At 46.3% G+C, this 17227-nt stretch carries 18 protein-coding genes; all 18 read right to left on the bottom strand.

Annotated elements, in window-relative coordinates; genetic code table 11:
* Positions 1 to 141 precede the first annotated feature (141 nt).
* The 18 genes from F0229_RS12155 to fliN all read right to left on the bottom strand — a co-directional run bounded on the left by F0229_RS12155 (position 142) and on the right by fliN (position 17225).
* Positions 142 to 654, bottom strand: coding sequence for a DUF2802 domain-containing protein (locus F0229_RS12155; RefSeq protein ID WP_171732945.1), 513 nt, complete (start codon positions 652 to 654; stop codon positions 142 to 144).
* Positions 654 to 1148: a chemotaxis protein CheW gene (locus tag F0229_RS12150; RefSeq protein WP_017064109.1), complete on the bottom strand. Its 495-nt coding sequence runs from the start codon at positions 1146 to 1148 to the stop codon at positions 654 to 656. Before F0229_RS12150 ends, F0229_RS12155 begins: the two co-directional genes overlap by 1 nt.
* 72 nt (positions 1149 to 1220) lie before the next feature.
* Positions 1221 to 2351, bottom strand: coding sequence for a chemotaxis protein CheW (locus tag F0229_RS12145; RefSeq protein WP_171732944.1), 1131 nt, complete (start codon positions 2349 to 2351; stop codon positions 1221 to 1223).
* Complete coding sequence (locus F0229_RS12140) at positions 2338 to 3120, bottom strand: ParA family protein (protein WP_017071206.1); 783 nt, start codon at positions 3118 to 3120, stop codon at positions 2338 to 2340. The genes F0229_RS12145 and F0229_RS12140 overlap by 14 nt, the downstream gene beginning before the upstream one ends.
* 10 nt (positions 3121 to 3130) lie before the next feature.
* Positions 3131 to 4255, bottom strand: a complete 1125-nt coding sequence (locus tag F0229_RS12135) for a chemotaxis response regulator protein-glutamate methylesterase (protein ID WP_048616090.1) — start codon at positions 4253 to 4255, stop codon at positions 3131 to 3133.
* Between the two features lie 13 nt (positions 4256 to 4268).
* A complete protein-coding gene (locus F0229_RS12130) occupies positions 4269 to 6461 on the bottom strand; it encodes a chemotaxis protein CheA (RefSeq protein ID WP_171732943.1) in 2193 nt (730 codons plus the stop codon).
* 9 nt (positions 6462 to 6470) lie between these two features.
* Positions 6471 to 7202, bottom strand: a complete 732-nt coding sequence (locus F0229_RS12125) for a protein phosphatase CheZ (protein ID WP_017064113.1) — start codon at positions 7200 to 7202, stop codon at positions 6471 to 6473.
* A gap of 105 nt (positions 7203 to 7307) precedes the next feature.
* Positions 7308 to 7676 carry a chemotaxis response regulator CheY gene (gene cheY / locus F0229_RS12120; RefSeq protein ID WP_016767062.1) on the bottom strand — a complete coding sequence of 123 codons (369 nt, stop codon included), beginning with the start codon at positions 7674 to 7676 and terminating at the stop codon, positions 7308 to 7310.
* Positions 7677 to 7718: 42 nt separating this feature from the next.
* The gene (locus F0229_RS12115; protein WP_017060667.1) at positions 7719 to 8453 is read right to left on the bottom strand and encodes an RNA polymerase sigma factor FliA; all 735 of its coding nucleotides are present in this window, start codon (positions 8451 to 8453) and stop codon (positions 7719 to 7721) included.
* On the bottom strand, positions 8446 to 9333 hold the full coding sequence (locus tag F0229_RS12110; protein ID WP_017060668.1) for a MinD/ParA family protein: 888 nt from the start codon (positions 9331 to 9333) through the stop codon (positions 8446 to 8448). The genes F0229_RS12115 and F0229_RS12110 overlap by 8 nt, the downstream gene beginning before the upstream one ends.
* A 13-nt stretch (positions 9334 to 9346) precedes the next feature.
* Positions 9347 to 10909 carry a flagellar biosynthesis protein FlhF gene (gene flhF, locus F0229_RS12105; protein ID WP_029235190.1) on the bottom strand — a complete coding sequence of 521 codons (1563 nt, stop codon included), beginning with the start codon at positions 10907 to 10909 and terminating at the stop codon, positions 9347 to 9349.
* 27 nt (positions 10910 to 10936) lie between these two features.
* The gene (gene flhA, locus F0229_RS12100) at positions 10937 to 13036 is read right to left on the bottom strand and encodes a flagellar biosynthesis protein FlhA (RefSeq protein WP_048664306.1); all 2100 of its coding nucleotides are present in this window, start codon (positions 13034 to 13036) and stop codon (positions 10937 to 10939) included.
* A gap of 212 nt (positions 13037 to 13248) precedes the next feature.
* The gene (gene flhB, locus F0229_RS12095; RefSeq protein ID WP_048661512.1) at positions 13249 to 14379 is read right to left on the bottom strand and encodes a flagellar biosynthesis protein FlhB; all 1131 of its coding nucleotides are present in this window, start codon (positions 14377 to 14379) and stop codon (positions 13249 to 13251) included.
* 9 nt (positions 14380 to 14388) lie between these two features.
* Entirely contained in the window at positions 14389 to 15171 is a 783-nt protein-coding gene (gene fliR, locus F0229_RS12090) for a flagellar biosynthetic protein FliR (RefSeq protein WP_017060672.1), read from the bottom strand.
* Positions 15172 to 15177: 6 nt separating this feature from the next.
* Complete coding sequence (gene fliQ, locus F0229_RS12085; RefSeq protein WP_029235191.1) at positions 15178 to 15447, bottom strand: flagellar biosynthesis protein FliQ; 270 nt, start codon at positions 15445 to 15447, stop codon at positions 15178 to 15180.
* A gap of 11 nt (positions 15448 to 15458) precedes the next feature.
* Complete coding sequence (gene fliP, locus F0229_RS12080) at positions 15459 to 16388, bottom strand: flagellar type III secretion system pore protein FliP (protein WP_017064117.1); 930 nt, start codon at positions 16386 to 16388, stop codon at positions 15459 to 15461.
* Complete coding sequence (gene fliO, locus F0229_RS12075; RefSeq protein ID WP_017060675.1) at positions 16375 to 16815, bottom strand: flagellar biosynthetic protein FliO; 441 nt, start codon at positions 16813 to 16815, stop codon at positions 16375 to 16377. Before fliO ends, fliP begins: the two co-directional genes overlap by 14 nt.
* The gene (gene fliN / locus F0229_RS12070) at positions 16815 to 17225 is read right to left on the bottom strand and encodes a flagellar motor switch protein FliN (protein WP_004739851.1); all 411 of its coding nucleotides are present in this window, start codon (positions 17223 to 17225) and stop codon (positions 16815 to 16817) included. Before fliN ends, fliO begins: the two co-directional genes overlap by 1 nt.
* Positions 17226 to 17227: the final 2 nt, after the last annotated feature.

Below are 17227 nucleotides of genomic sequence, written 5' to 3'. Positions count from 1 at the left end.
AAACAAGATATTGTCGTAGATACAAGCACTTATAAACATCGTTCTATATAGATCGGACAGGCATAAAAAAAGAAGCCGAAGCTTCTTTTAAGAGGAATACGTAATAAACATCAATTGCTCAATACGATTTAAGCGCTCAATTTAACGACGTCGAGGCGGGTCTCTGCGATCGCGAGAGGCATCGGGTTGCTGATCGTACGATGAAGGGTCGCTTCGTAATGAAGGAATTTTCTCTTTACCAGCAAGCTTGTTCTGCAGAGACATCATCAGCTCAGCTTCTGCTTTGGGTAATTCACATTCTTCAATTAACTCGTTAATCCCAGCGCCAAGCTGAACCATTTTCGTTGCACGTGTGTACAAACGTCCATCGGTATCCGCATGTTCCAGCTCAACAATACGTTCAGTCAAATGTTTGATAAGATCTTGTTGTTCAGTCACTTTCTGGCCAAGGCCAACCACAACAGAGCGAACCTCAAGTAATTGCTTACTCGATTTTTGAAGCTCTTTGTCCAAGTTACGAACTTGCAGGCGTGACTGATCGAGCTGCTTTTGAATCGCACGTTTTACTTTGCTAATCAAAATCAGGATGAATAACGTAAAAAACCCTACTCCGGCAATTAGAGCGACAGGGCTTAAAGGAAGCGCTTCAAACATTACAGGTGAGCCATCTCATCCCATTCGTCTTCGCTTAGTAGTTTGTTTAGATCTACTAAGATAAGTAGCTTGCCATCTCGGTTACTTACACCTTGGATGAACTTAGCACTTTCATCAGTACCAACACTTGGCGTTGTGTCGATTTCAGAAGAACGCAGGTAAACCACTTCAGCAACGCTATCTACTAGAATGCCAATTACTTGACGCTCAGATTCAATAACGATGATACGAGTGTTGTCTGTGATTTCACCTTGCATCAAACCAAAGCGAGAACGAGTGTCGATAACAGTAACAACGTTACCACGTAGGTTAATAATACCTAGAACGTAATCTGGAGCACCCGGTACTGGAGCAATTTCGCTGTAACGTAGTACTTCACGTACTTGCATTACGTTGATGCCGTAAGTTTCTTCTTCTAGCTGGAAAGTCACCCATTGAAGTACTTCATCATTCGTTTGCTCTTTTCTTACTTCAACTTCACTCATATGAGACATAGATAATCCTCTTGCCGTCGTTACCGACCACTATTATTAACTTGATGCTTATTGTTAGCCCAATGCTTATTACTAGCTTAATGCTTTTACATCTAGCCCTGCGTTTAGCATGGCGATTAATGCTTCAACATGAATCAAAGCACACATTTTTTCTTTTACCATACCAGCGAGCCATGGGCGTTTCCCTGCCATTTCTCGCCAACGTACTTTGTCTGTATTAAGTAGCTCGGTGCCTTTGAGCTCTGTGCCCGCCAGACCCCACAAGCTCTCTCCAAGCATCACTATATATTGATAGTTTTCTTTGTATTCGTCACTCGATAGTTTCTCAGACATCACCCATTTTGCGGTGTCGACCACATCTAGCTGACTATCACGGTTGGTTTGTAAACCCAAATACCAAGCTGGCTTACCAATGATATGACTTAACTCTTCAAGGCGATGGATGCCGCCAAGCTCATCAAGTGGCACCGCAAAGGTCACGCCGTTTACATCAAAATACAAGACTTGAAAGTCTTCTTTGCGAACCGTACTTTCCCAAGAGGTAAACTGGTCAGCACCTCCGGCTTGAGTTTCGGGTTCAATAACTGTCTCGGGATCAGGAACGTCAAGTTCAGGCTCAACAGCCTTAACTTCTACTTGTTCCGTCTCCAGCGATTCAGCTTGTAACTCTTCAATTTGCTGCGGTTCAACAGATGACTCTGCAGCAATTGATAAATCGGGTTCTGGAAGATTCCAATCTTGAATCTCTGGCTCTTCAAACACTTGAACAGACTCAACCGCAGCATCAAACATTTGCATGTCAGCTTGCTGGGCGATTTTCTGGGTGTTCTGATCCATCAACTCATCAAGGTTCAGTTCATCAACAACATTGGTCGCCTCTAAACGACTCAGTAGTTTCTGAACATCCTCAAGGTTAGGAACCTCAAACTCAGCCGCGCGTATTTCTGCGTAGCTTGAGTGGTGACTCGAAAATTGGCGCTCTGGCTCTGGCTCTGGCTCTGGCTCTGGCTCTGGCTCTGGCTCTGGCTCTGGCTCTGGCTCTGGCTCTGGCTCTTCAGATTGTGATTCGTCGCTCGACTCGTCAACAAAAAAATCGTCAGATTCAAAGCTTTCATCGCCTAATAACGCAGTAAAGTAATCATCCAGTGCTTGTTCACTAGAGAGACTTGGCTGCGCCATTGTTGATTCTTTATTCGCGCTCATTTATCGCCAACCTTTCGAGATAAATAAGCAACTGTTTATAAGCAAATACACCACGGCTACCCGATGCAAAATGAGATGCTGGTAAGCGTTTTAGGCTCGCGTCTCGAAACTTGGTATCAATCGGCACAGCAGACGTCCAAACTTGGTTTGGGTAATCATCTTTGAGCTGCGTTAATGTTTGCAGTGAGGCTTTGGTTCGCTTGTCGTACATCGTTGGGACAATCGTAACCTTAAACGGTGTTTTGCGAGACTTCTGCATGATGGTCAAAGTGCGAATCATGCGCTCTAAGCCCTTCATCGCCAAAAATTCCGTCTGTACCGGAATCAATATACGATCGCTAGCAGCCAATGCATTGACCATCATCACACCCAGAATTGGCGGGCAATCGATCAATACATAGTCATAGTCGTCTTTCAAAGCGGCTAAAGCACGCTTCAAGATCAACCCCATGCCGCTTCGATTTCCCATTACACGGTCTAATGTCGCCAAAGACATGTGCGCAGGGATAATATCGATACCTTCGACTTCTGTTTGTAAAAGCAAAGGTCTTACCGTCTGCACGTTAAACTCACGCAACTGGAACAGATCAAACAGGCTCGATTCCACCGTATCTGAATCGTAACCCAGATAGGTGGTCAGTGATGCATGTGGGTCAGTATCAACCAACAGAACACGGTGCCCCTTCAACGCAAGTAAACCTGCTAGAGTCACGGTCGTGGTCGTTTTACCAACACCACCTTTTTGGTTTGCAACACTCCAAACAATCATTTCGATTTACCTAAGCTAACCCAACTTCAACCAAGATCCTTTCCGCGATGCGGTCTAGAGGGAGGTCTTCAGTAGAAATGCCAGCTTTTGCTACAGCTTGAGGCATACCATATACAACACAACTATCTTCGTCTTGTGCCCAGATTGTCGAGCCTGCGGTTTTCAACATGCGTGAACCTTCTCGACCATCGGCACCCATACCTGTCAGTATCATAGACAACACTTTGTCGCCGTAGATCTTCGCAGCAGAGCCGAAAGTGACATCCACACAAGGTTTGTAGTTCATGCGATCGCCGCCATCGATGATTCTTAGGCGAGCCGATCCAGCACGACCATCAACCATCATCTGCTTGCCGCCTGGAGCAAGATAAGCAACGCCAGGCTTCAACACGTCTCCGTCTTGAGCTTCGCGAACTTCGATCTTACACAAGGTATTCAAGCGGCTAGCAAAAGCCGCTGTGAAAGTCGCAGGCATATGTTGAACTAGCACAATAGGGTGCGGGTAGTTCGCAGGGATACGCGTTAAAATCTTCTGCAGCGCAACCGGACCACCAGTCGACGTACCAATTGCCGTTAATTGATATTTCTTACCTGACGCTCTGAATTTTGCCGTTGATGCAACCGCTGGCTTCGCTGTCGAAGTCGCAGCTGCTGTTGAAATCGGTTGGCGTAATGGCGTAGATGTTGAAGTCGTTGCTGTCGCCCTCGGTGCAATTGGTGCACGACGCATGAAAGCACGTTTAGCCGCAATCTGAATCACACGCTGTTGAAGCAATGCAACTGCATCGTCGCGGTTACGTGCAATATCTTCAAACTTCTTAGGTAAGAAGTCGAGAGCACCTGCATCTAACGCATCTAACGTTGCTCTCGCTCCATCATGCGTTAACGATGAAAACATCAAAATAGGCGTTGGAGACGCGGCCATGATTTCACGAACGGCAGTGATACCGTCCATGACAGGCATTTCAATGTCCATAGTGATTACGTCAGGTCTTAGCTGTTTCGCTTTCTCAACGGCTTCTTTACCGTTTACTGCAACATCAATGACTTCTAGGCGAGCCTCTGAGTTGATGATCTCGCTAACGCGACGACGAAAAAAACTCGAATCATCAACGACTAATACTTTAATCGCCATATTTATCCTTAAATTAAATTCTTGACGCTGCTGCGTACTGCTTCAACAAGTCCGGCACATCTAGAATCAATGCAATGTGTCCGTCACTTGTAATTGTCGCGCCTGCCATTCCTGGCGTGCCTTGCAGAAGCTTATCAAGCGGCTTGATGACTACTTCTTCTTGACCGATCAGCGTATCGACAACAAAACCAACACGTTGGCTACCAAGTTGCACGATAACAACATGGCCGTGTCCTTTGCGCAGTTCAACAATACCCGCTTTAGGAGCAAGCCAGTTTTGCAAGTAGAACAACGGAATAGACTTATCGCGAACGATAATCGTCAGCTGGCCATCAACCACGTTTGTGCGGCTTAAATCTAGGTGGAAGATCTCGTTTACAGAAGCCAATGGCAATGCAAATGGATGACCGGCAACACCGACCATCAAGGTTGGTAGAATCGCTAGGGTTAGTGGAACCTTGATGGTGATCTTGGTGCCCTGTCCCATTTCTGAATCAATATCAATAGAGCCGTTCAGTGTGTTGATCGCTGTTTTCACAACGTCCATGCCCACACCACGACCAGAGATATCCGAGATCTGCTCTTTGCTTGAGAAGCCAGGAGCAAAAATCAGGTTGAAACACTCTTTATTTGATAAGCGAGACGCTGCATCTTCATCCATCAGGCCACGTTTAACCGCGATAGCACGAAGCTTATCAGGGTCCATACCGCCACCGTCATCAACGATAGCCAGTTCAATGTGGTCACCTTCTTGAGAGGCAGACAGAATCACCTTACCCGTTTGTGATTTACCCGCAGCAACACGGTCGTTTGGCATTTCAATACCATGATCGACAGAGTTTCTCACCAAGTGAATCAGGGGATCAGCAAGTGCTTCTACTAAGTTTTTATCAAGGTCCGTTTCTTCGCCACGCATTTCAAGAACGATGTCTTTCTTCAAGCTACGAGCAAGGTCACGGACAACTCGTGGGAAGCGACCAAATACTTTCTTGATCGGCTGCATACGAGTCTTCATTACCGCACCTTGAAGGTCTGCAGTAACAACATCTAAGTTAGAGACAGCTTTCGACATTTCTTCGTCGTTGCTGTTGAGGCCTAGGCTGACTAGTCGGTTACGCACCAATACCAGTTCACCCACCATGTTCATGATGGTGTCCAGTGTTGATGTATCAACACGAACTGTCGCTTCAGCTTGTTGCTTCTTAGCCGGCACTTTAACTTCAGCTTTTGCTGGAGCGCTCGGTTTTGGATCAGCTTTAACGGCAACTGGCGCAGCAGGTTTAGGCGCAGCTTGAGGTGCTACTGCCTTAACTTCTGCTGGCTTAGTCGCGGCATCCAATTCTTCAATCGAAGGTCCATTACCTGAGCCATGTAGTTGGTCAAGTAACTTCTCGAACTCTTCGTCAGTCATCAGATCATCGCCTTCAGACATCGCCGAAACAGGTGCTGCTGGCGGCGTTGGCGGTGGAGGAGGCGTTGAACTTGCCGCTGTCGGGCTCTTACCCGCACCGTGCAATTCATCTAATAACTTTTCAAATTCGTCATCAGTAATATCACCACTGTCAGCAACAGACTGAGGTGCAGCGGGTGCTGGCGGCGGTGTTGGTGCAGAAGGCGCTGTTGGTGAACCACCTTTACCGTGAAGCTCATCAAGCAAGCGTTCAAACTCATCTTCAGAGATATCATCGACTGAAGATGCATTGATGTTTGAGCTTTCAGCAGTAGGTTCCGGAGCAATAACAGGCTCAGGCGCTGCAACAACAGGTTCAGGGATAATAGGTGCAGGCGCTTCTACTGGTGCCACTTCATCCGCAGACTCTGGTTTACAGAGACGGTGAAGTTCATCCAATAAAGATTGGTCGGCTGGCACTAAAGGTTCCTGATCTTGCACGGCGCGAAACTGTACATTGACTGTATCTAGCGCCTGCAGCATGGTATCCATCAAACCTGATGTTACGCTGCGTTGGCCGTTTCGCAGAATGTCGAACACATTCTCAGCACCATGACAAGTATCCACCAGCTCAGTTAATGCTAGGAAACCAGCACCACCTTTTACTGTATGGAAACCACGGAAAATAGCATTTAATAGGTCTTTGTCGTCAGGGTTATTCTCAAGCTCTACCAGTTGTTCTGATAGGAGTTCAAGGATCTCTCCTGCTTCGACTAAAAAGTCCTGAAGAATATCTTCGTCTAAATCGTAGCTCATACGTTACCTTTAAAATCCAAGACTGGATAACAAATCGTCGACTTCATCTTGAGATGCGACAGCGTCTTCGCGCTCTTCTGGGTTCATAATTGGACCTTCAGGCGCAATCGATGCTTTCTTCTCTGACTCTGGAGTTGGCTCTTTTTGATTCGCACCGAATACCGTGAGAATCTCGACCAAACGTCCTTCCACCTCATTCACCAAGGTAATAACTTTGCTGATTATCTGCCCAGTTAAATCTTGGAAATCCTGAGCCATCAAGATTTCAGTCAATTGTCCGCGTAGTTCAGTACTGTCGCCTTCTACTTGGACAAGCAATCCATCAATGCGGTGACATAAAGCTTTAAATTGTGCCAGCTCAATGCGGCCATGCATCAGTTCATTCCATTGAGGCCTTACTTGAAGTAAACACTCGTGTAGGTTGTCTGCGATTGGCATACAGCGATCGACAGCGTCCATCGTCTTATTTGCCGCAACTTCCGTTTTATCAATGACATACTGAAGGCGATCCCTTGCATCAGGGATTTCGTCATTTGCGATAACGCTGATGCGTTCATCGAAATTGAATTGAGTCAAAGAGTCGTGGAGGTCGCGTGTCAGACTTCCTATTTCTTGAAGCATTGGATTGTCTTGAAGACTAAAGTTATCTTCATAAATGCTTCTCACAAGAGAATCAGCATTTTGCTGCTCATCGTTCTCAAGCAGCTCTACTAATTTTTTTGCTTGTTCTAATGAAATCATCCTGAATTCGGCCTTACTCCGCATACTTTGTGCGCTTAGGCTATCGAGATAAACAGATAACTTATCAGTCAGTGTTTACCTAGAAGTGCCTAAATTTATTGATGCTTATAAGCGATCAAAAATCTTATCAAGTTTCTCTTTCAGCGTTGCAGCAGTGAAAGGCTTCACAATGTAACCATTAACACCCGCTTGCGCAGCTTCGATGATCTGCTCACGCTTCGCTTCAGCTGTGATCATAAGCACTGGAAGGTGCTTAAGTTCTGCGTCTGCGCGAATGTGTTTAAGCAGGTCAATCCCTTGCATGCCTGGCATGTTCCAGTCAGTTACCACGAAATCAAATTCGCCTTTTTTCAGCATAGGTAACGCGGTCAAGCCATCATCTGCTTCTTGAGTGTTGTTGAAACCTAAATCGCGAAGTAGGTTTTTAACAATTCGGCGCATCGTTGAAAAATCATCAACAATGAGAATTTTCATGTTTTTGTTCAAATTAGCCTCCACTGAATAGGATCAGTGTTGTTAGTCGTTCTGTGTCCAAGCACTTAACTTAGTGCGTAAACGCTGCATAGATTGGCTCAGTATTTGGCTGACACGAGATTCGCTGACACCTAACACTTCCCCAATCTCTTTTAAATTGAGTTCTTCGTCGTAATAAAGCGAAAGCACAAGGCCTTCCCTTTCCGGAAGTTGTTTTATCGAATCGATCAAAGCTTGGCGGAATGACTCATCAGCAACCCCTTGAAAAGGCGTATTATCTTGAGAGTCTTCATTCGGAGATATTACATCATCTGAGACACCTAAATCTTCAATTCCAACCAGTCTTGAGCAATTAATGTCAGTTAAAGCACTGTGATACTGCTCTAAACTGAGCCCCATGTGTTTTGCCACTTCGGCATCACTCGGGTCGCGGTTGAGGATACCCTCTAATTCCGCAATTGCACTGCTGATTTCTCGATTGTTCTTATGAACCGATCTCGGCACCCAGTCCCCACGGCGAATGTCATCCAACATTGCCCCGCGAATCCGAATACCAGCATACGTCTCAAAGCTTGCGCCTTTGGTACCATCATAGTTTTGTTGCGCTTCAATCAAGCCGATCATGCCAGCTTGAATTAAGTCATCAACCAATACATTAGGCGGTAATCGCCCCAACAAGTGATGAGCGATACGTTTAACCAACACAGAGTACTTCTCAAAAAAAGCCTGTTGGCTATTGTGATTAGCGTGTTGGTCGTAAGTAAGCGCTTTATTCACCAAATGGTTCCTCTATAAATTCAGTACGATTCAGCAGCCTTTCAACAAAGAACTCCAAGTGTCCGCTCGGTGTTTTTGGTATTGGCCAGGTCAAGGCTTTGTTAGCCAAAGAGCTGATTGCCAATGCAGCTGGAGAGCGAGGAAACGCATCGACTACGATTTTCTGTCTCTTGACTGATTGACGTACTTTATCATCTAAAGGAATACATGCTACGAGTTCGAGGCTCACATTCAAGAAGCGCTCTGTGACCAAAGTCAACTTTGCAAATAATTCTCGGCCTTCGCGGTAGCTTCTGACCATATTTGCAACAACTTTGAATCGCTGAACTTGGTGTTCTCTGCTTAAAAGCTTAATCAAAGCATATGCATCCGTGATCGAGGTAGGTTCATCACATACCACGACAACCACGTCTTGCGCCGCTCTTGAGAAGCTGATCACCATGTCCGAAATACCGGCTGCGGTATCAACCAACAAGATATCCATCTCGTCTTCAAGCGAACCGAATGCGCGAATCAAACCAGCATGCTGTGCGTGTGAAAGTTCAGTCATGCTTTGAGTGCCCGATGTCGCTGGAATAATTTTAATTCCGTGCGGCCCTTCGACAATCGCATCCTTAAGTTCACATTCGCCAGCCAACACATGCCCAAGGTTTCGTTTAGAACGAATACCTAGCATGATATCGACGTTCGCTAGTCCTAAATCGGCATCTAGCACCATGACTTTTTTGCCTTGGCGCGCCATGCAAATAGCCATACCTAACGTCACATTAGATTTACCAACGCCTCCCTTACCACCGGTTACAGCGATAACTTTTGTGAGTGAAGGCTTGGTTAAGCGACGGAGGCCGCTAGCTTGGTCATGTATCATATTTTCATTCATATTTATCCGCCGCCTAGAGCCCTTCAGAATCGCTATTCCAGTAATGAGGTTCATTCTCTGTAGATTTTTCTAATAGCTCATTAGCCTTAGCAATCATGTACTTTGGCTGAGCTATAACGATATCTTCAGGAACTCGTTGACCATTTGCTATGTAAGCAACTGGTAATGCATTTTGTATTACGACACTGATGAATTCACCTAGACTTAGGGATTCATCCAGCTTAGTCATGATGCATCCCGACAACGGGATTCTTCTAAAGTGTTCAATTGTTTCTTGCAGCACTTTGCGTTGCGCGGTTGCAGGCAACACAAGGTAGCTATTGATAACGGAACCACTCTCTTGCATCAATGTGTCTAACTGCTCAGATAGACGAACATCTCGTTGTCCCATGCCTGCAGTATCGACCAGAATCAGGCGACGATTACGTAACTGATATATTACATCGGCCAGTTCGCTAGAATCTTTAGCAACTCTTACAGGACAACCCATAATTCGGCCGTAGATCGATAACTGCTCATGTGCACCTATACGATATGTGTCAGTTGTCACTAGTGCGACGTTATCAGCGCCATATTCCATGGCAGCACGTGCAGCTAGCTTTGCAACAGTCGTTGTTTTACCCACCCCGGTTGGGCCAAGTAGAGCCACAATACCGCCGCGTTTTAAAATATCTTTTTGTGTAACGGAGATTTGGTCAGCAACCAGAGCTAACAGAGCCTTCCATGCACGTGCAGGTTTAGTATCTTCAGGAATGTAGCAAGCCATTTGATCGGCAAGCTCTGCAGATACACCCATACGTTCAAGGCGCTTAATAAGCATGGCTCTCAGTGGTTCACGGCGCTCAACTTCTTGCCACATCAACCCAGAAACTTGATGCTCTAACAGACGACGAATTGAGGTCATCTCTTCGCGCATCGTTTCCATTTCAGTATCAGAACCTTTGGACTGAGTGTTCTCTCGACCACGATCATAACGGGTAGGATCCAAGCGAGGTGTCGGGCGCTCTACTCTGCGGTCTTCAGCAATCAACTTAGACAAACCCGTTTCACGAGCAAATGCAGAATCAAGATTTCCGTGAGACTGTTGGTTACCGTGAGATTGCTGATGGCCATGAGACTGCAAATTGCTTTGAGTCTGATGACTATGAGGCTTATGGCCCGTGCTTGATTGGCGATTGAGCAATGCTGACAATGAATCTTCATTTTCTGCACGATGCTGTGGCTCATCATCGGCGCCATGACTGTATTGCTTAAGCATATTCGCAAAGCGCTTAGTCATTGAGCGTCCACCTTCAACATTCGACTGTAGGCTAACCTTGTCATCGTCTAGTTGACGTCGCCCAGCAGGAGCTGCGGGCGCGGCCATTTGCGTATATTGGCTTTGTGCAGGCTGCTGAGGTTTATTTAATCTCTGGCTCGCTGTCGACGGGCTGGATTCGCCATCAATAGCGGCAACAATTTCCACGCCACCTGCGACCTTTTTGTTAGACATGATCACCGCTTCTGAACCAAGTTCTTCTTTAACTTGGAGCAGAGCCGTTCGCATATCTTTTGCAAAAAATCGTTTAATTTTCAATTCGATTGTCCGTTCTAATTAGGCGGCTTAATTACCAACAGCTTGTACTATACGTATCTGCTTTTCGTCCGGTATTTCTTGGTAAGACAAGACTCGCAAGCTTGGGATCGTGTTCTTCACGAACTTAGCCAGAGTCGAACGCAACACGCCAGAGGTCAATAGTACCGCGGGCTCACCTTTCAGCTCTTGCTCTTGTGTAGCGTGGCTGAGAGAGGTCTGTAAACGTTCGGCTAAACCAGGTTCAATACCAGCAGATTCTCCGCCGGATGCCTGCATGGTTTGATGCAAGATTTGTTCCAGCTCAGGAATCAAGGTTATCACTGGTAACTCGGGCTCTATACCATTGATTTCCTGAACAATTAATCGTTTCAATGAGATGCGAACCGCCGCAGTAAGTATGTCAGGTTCTTGACTCTTACCTGAATACTCCGACAAAGTTTGGACTATGGTTCGAATGTCACGAATTGGAATCGCTTCATTCAGCAGGTTCTGTAGCACTTTCACAACCACACCCAACTGCAATTGATCCGGTACAAAACCTTCCACCAGCTTAGGTGTTGAGCGGCTGAGCATCTCAAGTAAGTTCTGAACTTCTTCGTGGCCAATGAGCTGCGATGCGTTGTTGGTTAGCAGCTGGCTAAGGTGTGTCGCCAGTACTGTAGAAGAATCTACAACGGTATAACCTAGAGCTTGTGCGTGTTCACGCTGCTCTTCACGAATCCATACCGCTTCTAATCCAAATGCAGGGTCGATTGTCGGCTCACCATCGATCATACCGTACACTTGGCCCGGGTTGATCGCGAGCTCCATGTCAGGCTTGATCTCAGCTTCACCTACTGCGACACCCATCAGGGTAATTCGGTAGCTGTTTGGTGTCAGCTCTAGGTTATCGCGAATGTGTACCGCTGGGATCAAGAAACCAAAGTCTTGAGATAACTTCTTACGCACACCTTTAACGCGTTCAAGCAGTTCGCCCCCTTGGTCTCTGTCAACCAAAGGAATTAAACGGTAACCCACTTCTAAACCAATAATATCGACAGGTTGAACATCATCCCAAGAAAGCTCCTTCTGAGAGCCTACTTCTCCATTCGCTTCAACGGTTGCCGGAAGATTAGGTTCTTCCGCCTTCTTTTTGTTTTTCTTATCGATGTAATACGCACCCGCGCCCGCAATAACAGCAAGGCTCAAGAATGAGAAATGTGGCATACCCGGAACAATACCCATGATGCCAAGGATAGCGGCGGTGATCATCAAGGCTTTTGGATTGTCGAACATCTGGAAGACGAGCTGTTGCCCCATGTCTTCATCAGTATTTTGACGCGTTACCATCATTGCAGCTGCTATAGAAAGGAGCAGTGACGGGATTTGTGCAACCAGACCATCACCGATAGTCAGTAGCGTGTAGATCTCGATTGCTTCACCAAAACCAAGGTCAAACTGAGCCATACCAATGCTCAAACCGCCAATGATGTTGATGAACAAGATTAAGATACCAGCGATCGCATCGCCTTTAACAAACTTAGATGCACCGTCCATCGAACCGTAGAAGTCGGCTTCTTTGGTTACTTCAAAACGTCGCAGACGCGCCTGGTCCTGGTCGATCAAACCTGCGTTCAAGTCGGCATCGATTGCCATCTGTTTACCCGGTAACGCATCCAAGGTGAAACGCGCGCTTACTTCCGAGATACGGCCCGCACCTTTGGTTACAACCATGAAGTTGATGATCATCAGAATCAAGAACACCACTAGACCGACAGCGTAGTTACCACCGATAACCACATTACCGAAGGCTTCGATCACGTTACCAGCAGCGTCACCACCTTCATGGCCATGGAGCAATACCACACGTGTTGAAGCAACGTTCAAGGCCAATCGAAGCAGAGTCGCAATAAGCAGCACGGTCGGGAATGCAGCGAAGTCTAAAGGCCTACGGGTATAAACCGAAACCAATAGCACAACCATAGACAGTGCAATATTAAAGGTGAAGAACATATCCAACAAGAAAGCTGGAATGGGCAACACCACCATAGCAAGCGTGGCAAGTACCATAACAGGCGCACCAATCGCAGGCATGGCACGGTTAGGGATTTTAGGTAGCTTGTCCGCAAAAGGCAGGGAGAATTTCATAAATCTAGACAGTTTCGCTATGTTGTAGCTCTCTGAAGAAGTGGATTAGATCTTAGTCAGGGCTGTTTTGCTATGGGCTTATAATGTTCAGGCTTACTACAGCAAACACTGTACCAACATCTCACGTCAAATTATCGCCATCACCTCAATAAAAAGAAGATTAGCTAGCTCGCTATTATCAAGGTTCATCACGCAGAGCTCAAGCAATTGATCTAATGACGTAAATCAGGTGGGATCGGCATATTAGAATCTTGCAGTTTTGGCCTCTCCCCTCCTCGTTTTCGGTACTGCTTAAGCTGGAAAACATATGCAAGTACCTGCGCAACTGCCGTAAACAGACCGTCAGGAATTTGTTGTTCTAGCTCAGTGGTGTGATAAAGCGCCCTCGCCAATGGTGGCGCTGGAACAATATAGATGTCGTTTTCGCGCGCAATTTCTCGGATTTTCATCGCCATGTGGTCGACACCTTTGGCAACCACAATCGGCGCTTTATCTTGATTCTGCTTATAGCGCAATGCCACGGAAAAGTGCTCTGGGTTGGTCACAATCACATCCGCTTGAGGAACATCAGCCATCATTCGACGTTGAGCCGCTTCCCTTTGAAGCATACGAATTCGCCCTTTCACTTCCGGCTTACCTTCAGTATCTTTAAATTCGTCTTTGACTTCTTGTTTGGTCATCTTCAATTGATCGGCGTGTTGCCAGATCTGGAACGGGATATCAATCGCCACCACAATAAGCAGAGAGCAACTGATTAAAAGAATAAAGTTGAGCAAGATATCCAAAGCATGAAAGATATTCTGCGGATAAACATCCATGCTCAGCTGCATTAAATCATGCTGAGAGGCCTGAATCAGATAAATGGCCATGCCTGATACAAGAGCTACTTTCAAAATAGATTTGAGCAGTTCAACCCAACTTTGTAGGCCAAACATACGCTTGATACCACTGAGTGGATTGAGCTTAGACGCCTTTGGCATCGCGGCTTGCATTGAAAAGTTAATCCCACCGACACCCGCCGCACCAATGACTGCTGCAACGAATAAGGTTATCAGGATCAAAAACAGCGGAAACAGCAAATTCACCAGTGCACCACCGGCAATTTCGAAGAGTTTATTGGTATCAAAAATCTCGTCGCGGCTCAGAGAAAACAGACGTTGCATAGCCTCGAACAACGCCTTCGCCATCGATTCGCCAAACCACATTAATGCAATCGCACCTACTATCAGTACCGACGCCGACGCTAGCTCTTTCGACCTTGCAACCTGCCCTTTTTCTTTGGCCTGTTGCAAGCGTTTGGGCGTGGCGTCTTCTGTGCGTTCTTGACCGTCTGACTCTGCCATTTCAGTCTCCTAGCAATCTAACCGGATTAGACGACATATCTGTTGTTCGCCTTGCATCCAGAATAGCTCATAGTGACTATACAAGCCGCCAAGGATGTACCAACAAAGTAACAGACCCACGAGTAGCGCAAATGCAAAACCCAAAGAAAAGATGTTTAACTGAGGTGCAGCACGCGTCATTACACCAAAAGAAAGGTTAATCGTTAGTAGCGCGATAATGCCCGACAACGACATTGCTAATGCCGTTTTGAACATGATACCGAGCCACAACGCGAGTTCTCGAAAATCGACCGAAGTCAGAGAGCCACTGCCAATCGGCAAAGTCTTAAAACTGAACACCACCAACTGCAGCATTTTCAAGTGACCATCGGTCGCCAAAAAAAACATGGTCGCAAGCAACATGAACAACTGACCAAGTACTGGCGTATTCTGTCCGTTAGCGGGGTCAACCATTGAGGCGAAGCCCAAGCTAGATTGCATACCCAAGATCTGGCCGAGCATGACGAAGGTCTGAATCATAAACTGAGTAACAAAGCCCATAGCAACACCAATCACGATTTGCTCAAACACCGTTAAGAACCCTTGGAAAGAGAGCAGTTCGATCTCTTTGGGAACAGCAGGAATTGCGGGCATCACGGCAAAGGTGATAGCCAAACCTAAATACAGACGAATACGCGGCGACACGAAGCGTGCCCCTGTTACCGTCATCACCATCAGCATCGCTGAGATGCGAGTGTATGGCCAAAAATAATTGGCTAACCACTCTAGTACAAGGCTCGTTGGGTATTCCATATCGGTCTAATACAGAACTTGCGGCAAGCGTTCGATGAGTTCGAAAAAGAACTCCATCATCATCTGGGTCATCCAGTGTGCAAATAGCATCAACGCCAACAAAGTTACTATCAAACGCGGCAGGAAACTCAGGGTTTGTTCGTTGATTGAGGTCGCAGCTTGGAAAACAGCCACAACCAAACCGATCAGCAGGCTAGGAATAATGATGGCGCAAACCATGATTAATACCATCCAAAGGGCATCTCGGAACAACTCTACGAATATTTCAGGATTCATTATTCCCCCAGCTACAAGGCAAAACTGCCGGCGAGTGTGGAGAGTATCAAGTTCCAGCCATCAACAAGAACAAACAGCATCAACTTAAACGGCAGCGATACAATCATCGGTGACAACATCATCATACCCATAGCCATCAATACCGATGCCACCACCAAGTCGATGATTAGGAAAGGCAAGAACAGCATAAATCCGATTTGGAAAGCCGTTTTTAATTCCGATGTGATAAATGCTGGAATCAGAACCGCCATCGAAACATCTTCAGGGTTAGTCACTTCCGCGCCAGAAATCTCAACAAAGGTTTCAAGATCTTTGATTCGAGTCTGCTTGAGCATGAAGGATTTAATCGGTTTTTGGGCAACATCAAATGCCTGTCGTGCCGATATCTGTTCATTAAGATAAGGCTGAACTGCTTGTTCGTTAACTTGATTAATCACTGGCGACATGATGAAGAAGGTCAAGAATATCGCGATACCAATAATGACTTGGTTAGACGGTGTTTGTTGTAGACCCATCGCCTGACGCAAGATAGACATCACAACCACAATACGAGTGAACGATGTCATCAAAATCACCATCGCCGGCAAGAAGCCAAGCATGGTCATTAACGCGAGAATTTGCAGGTTAATCGAGTAGTCTTCACCGCCATTGGCATTGGTTGTCATGGTAAAGGCAGGTATGCCGCCACCATTGCCAGTCAAGCTGCCCGTGGTCATGGTTGTCGATTTGGCTTGGTCTTGTTCCATCGTGCTGATAGTGACCGATTCCGAGCCAGCGGTATTCGCAGGAATGACGGTGCCGTCTTCAGCTTGTGCAAATACCGACACACTGAATACGATTGAGCATAGGAGAATAAGCTGAACCAACCACACTTTCACCGCTCGGAAAGCTCCGGCTTGGTGAAAGTAAGAGGAGTTCAAAAGTCCGTTACTTGTTTGCATCTTTTTTTATTAGCTGGGAAAGCTGACTTGAAAATGTACTTTTTTCCAGCATCTCCTGAGTAAGAGGTTTATCGAGCTTAGAGATCAGCTGAATCGATTGTGTGGTAATCCCTACCAAGAACTGTTCATCACCCGCTTGCACAATAGCGATACGCTCTTTAGTACCAACAGGGATTTGCCTAACAATCGCCAAACCTTGTTGATTCGACATCGCAGGTACTTGCATTCGCTTGAGTAGCCAAGCAATAAATAAAATGAAGGCTATAACGAAAATTAGCGACCCAAAGGTGGTCGCTAAATCGAGAGAAGGCGGTGTTGCTGCAAAGGCAATGGAAGGAGCCGTTAATAGCCCTACTCCCAAGATTCCTCGTAACAAACCTGTCATTCCGAGAAAAGAGCCCGCAAGTCTTTGAGACAAAAAGCTCATTAACGCAGCTTCTTAATTCGTTCTGTTTGGCTAATAACGTCAGTCAAACGAATACCAAACTTGTCGTTCACCACAACCACTTCACCATGAGCAATCAAGGTACCGTTTACCATCACATCCAGTGACTCACCAGCGATTCGATCTAGCTCAACAACCGAACCTTGGTTCAACTGAAGTAAATTACGGATACTGATCTGAGAGCGGCCAACTTCCATCGAAATAGTCACGGGGATATCCATAATGGTATCCAGCTTACGACGCTCATCTTCAGAAATCGGAGATGATGAATCGGTTAGCTCATCAAGTGGTGCCGCAAGCACATCATCAACATCAATTGACGGCGCTGAAGGATCTTCACCAAGTGCTGCAGCCCATTCGTCTGCTAGCTTTTGATCTTCACTAGGTTCCATTA

It is taken from the genome of Vibrio sp. AIC-3 (assembly GCF_013114515.1).
Classification (GTDB): Bacteria; Pseudomonadota; Gammaproteobacteria; order Enterobacterales; family Vibrionaceae; genus Vibrio; species Vibrio crassostreae_C.
The sequence above is the reverse complement of the archived record's forward strand: the minus strand, read 5'-3'. Positions and strand labels throughout refer to the sequence as shown.

Bases quoted from the DNA above. Each gene is read 5' to 3' on its own strand.
- F0229_RS12155 (WP_171732945.1), bottom strand. From the start codon at position 654: ATGTTTGAAGCGCTTCCTTTAAGCCCTGTCGCTCTAATTGCCGGAGTA.
- F0229_RS12150 (WP_017064109.1), bottom strand. From the start codon at position 1,148: ATGTCTCATATGAGTGAAGTTGAAGTAAGAAAAGAGCAAACGAATGAT.
- F0229_RS12145 (WP_171732944.1), bottom strand. From the start codon at position 2,351: ATGAGCGCGAATAAAGAATCAACAATGGCGCAGCCAAGTCTCTCTAGT.
- F0229_RS12140 (WP_017071206.1), bottom strand. From the start codon at position 3,120: ATGATTGTTTGGAGTGTTGCAAACCAAAAAGGTGGTGTTGGTAAAACG.
- F0229_RS12135 (WP_048616090.1), bottom strand. From the start codon at position 4,255: ATGGCGATTAAAGTATTAGTCGTTGATGATTCGAGTTTTTTTCGTCGT.
- F0229_RS12130 (WP_171732943.1), bottom strand. From the start codon at position 6,461: ATGAGCTACGATTTAGACGAAGATATTCTTCAGGACTTTTTAGTCGAA.
- F0229_RS12125 (WP_017064113.1), bottom strand. From the start codon at position 7,202: ATGATTTCATTAGAACAAGCAAAAAAATTAGTAGAGCTGCTTGAGAAC.
- cheY (WP_016767062.1), bottom strand. From the start codon at position 7,676: ATGAAAATTCTCATTGTTGATGATTTTTCAACGATGCGCCGAATTGTT.
- F0229_RS12110 (WP_017060668.1), bottom strand. From the start codon at position 9,333: ATGAATGAAAATATGATACATGACCAAGCTAGCGGCCTCCGTCGCTTA.
- flhA (WP_048664306.1), bottom strand. From the start codon at position 13,036: ATGAAATTCTCCCTGCCTTTTGCGGACAAGCTACCTAAAATCCCTAAC.
- flhB (WP_048661512.1), bottom strand. From the start codon at position 14,379: ATGGCAGAGTCAGACGGTCAAGAACGCACAGAAGACGCCACGCCCAAA.
- fliR (WP_017060672.1), bottom strand. From the start codon at position 15,171: ATGGAATACCCAACGAGCCTTGTACTAGAGTGGTTAGCCAATTATTTT.
- fliQ (WP_029235191.1), bottom strand. From the start codon at position 15,447: ATGAATCCTGAAATATTCGTAGAGTTGTTCCGAGATGCCCTTTGGATG.
- fliP (WP_017064117.1), bottom strand. From the start codon at position 16,388: ATGCAAACAAGTAACGGACTTTTGAACTCCTCTTACTTTCACCAAGCC.
- fliO (WP_017060675.1), bottom strand. From the start codon at position 16,815: ATGAGCTTTTTGTCTCAAAGACTTGCGGGCTCTTTTCTCGGAATGACA.
- fliN (WP_004739851.1), bottom strand. From the start codon at position 17,225: ATGGAACCTAGTGAAGATCAAAAGCTAGCAGACGAATGGGCTGCAGCA.